Annotated in this window: 2 pseudogenes (1 of these 2 cut by a window edge); both read right to left on the bottom strand. The window is 38.7% G+C overall.

From position 1 onward, the window contains the following. A pseudogene (locus L652_RS0116050) lies at positions 1-722 on the bottom strand (cell surface protein); the annotation flags it as partial. Positions 723-794: 72 nt separating this feature from the next. Further along, positions 795-1,504: pseudogene (dgt, locus tag L652_RS01000000123975) on the bottom strand (dGTPase) (it continues 741 nt past the right edge of the window).

Here is a 1,504-nt window from a genome sequence, read left to right as displayed (position 1 = left end):
GGTGGAGCCGCTATAGTCGGCTCTGCCATCACTTTACTTTGTTTTGCACGGCGCAGGCGCACGACTATCATAGCGCCAATAAGTACCACTATAACAAGTATTAAAGTGGGTAAAAGTAACGAGCTTGGGCTTTGTGCTACAGGTTGCGGCGCAATAACTGGCGCTGGTTTAGTTAACACCGGTGCTGGTTTTACAGGTACAGAATTTTCAGGCGTAGGTTGAACGTTTTGCTCTGGCGTCGCCGGTTTTACTTGCTCTATCACAGCTTCGTTTTTTTGCTCTGTAACTACTTGCTCGGGTGCTGCTTTTGTTGGCTCTGCATTAATTACTATTTCGTTACTATTGGTATTTAGCTGATCGTTAATTTGTTGTTTTTGATCATTAGTTAAATTAAGGGTTTGCTCGTTGATGCTTTCTTTAACAGCTTCTTCAGTGGGTTTAATTACAGGGGCAGGTTCAACAATTTTAGGTTGTGGCTGAGTAATAACAGTCGGCTCAGGCTCTATTATTTGGGGCTTAGGTTGAGCTTGAATTTCTTTTGGCTTATTACAGTTATTTTTGTAATCACGCGCAGCTTTACGATATTTTTGACTCGCTTTATTATTACTATTTTGCTGCATTTCTTGTTTAATTAAAATGCACATAGCTTCGTTGTATGCAGCACTTTGCGCACTATAAAATAGGGCAAAGCAAAGGGTAAATCTAATTAGTTTTGATATCATAAAGTTATGCGCGCTTAAATATTAATAGTTTGATTTTAAGCGCAAAATTGAAAATTATCCAGAGTAATACGACTAATCAATAACCATAAGGCTGCGATATTCATCGTAAGCAAATTGGTCTGTCATACCGCTTATATAATCTTGAACTAATCTACAGCGATAATAAAATTCGTACGCTGCAAAGTGATCGGGCTCTTCTTGCATAGCATCTATTGCGTGTTGGTAACTATTTAAGTGCTTTTTAGAGAGCTTTTTAACAAGTCGCGACTCAATTAATAAACGTGAATCGCCATTTAGAGCGCGCCTAAAGTCATCGCTGTTCAATTGCAGTAGCGGTTTGTAGCAATCGAGTAAGCCATTAATTATTCTATAACCTTGCAGCTCTAATTTTTCGACTTCTTTATTTGAAAAAACATGCTCAAGTGCCACTTGCTTTAGCATTTTGGTTACAGCGTGTAGATGGCTTCTATCTTCTAAAAGTGCTTGGTTAAAATCGCCATGGTAAATAGGTTCTATATTCTCAATAAAGCGTTTTGCAGCATGTCCAACTAGCGGATGTAAAAGTGCTACGCGCAGGTATATAAAAAATTCGCTGTTAAAGTTATACGGTTGTGCTTTGGCGCGCTCATGTGCGTAGTCAACTGCTTTATCTACAAAAGTTTGGTGCTCTGTGTCGTCTATTGTTAGGTTTATGAGTGCTTTTTTATAATGACTTTTAAGCTGTGTACATAAGAATTCGGTGCTTATGATCCCTTTTTCAACAGCATCCTCTATATCGGCTA

The sequence above is a fragment of the Pseudoalteromonas sp. TB25 genome (genome assembly GCF_000497995.1).
Classification (GTDB): domain Bacteria; phylum Pseudomonadota; class Gammaproteobacteria; order Enterobacterales; family Alteromonadaceae; genus Pseudoalteromonas; species Pseudoalteromonas distincta.
Note: the sequence above shows the minus strand (reverse complement) of the source record. Positions and strands in the feature narration are given on the sequence as shown.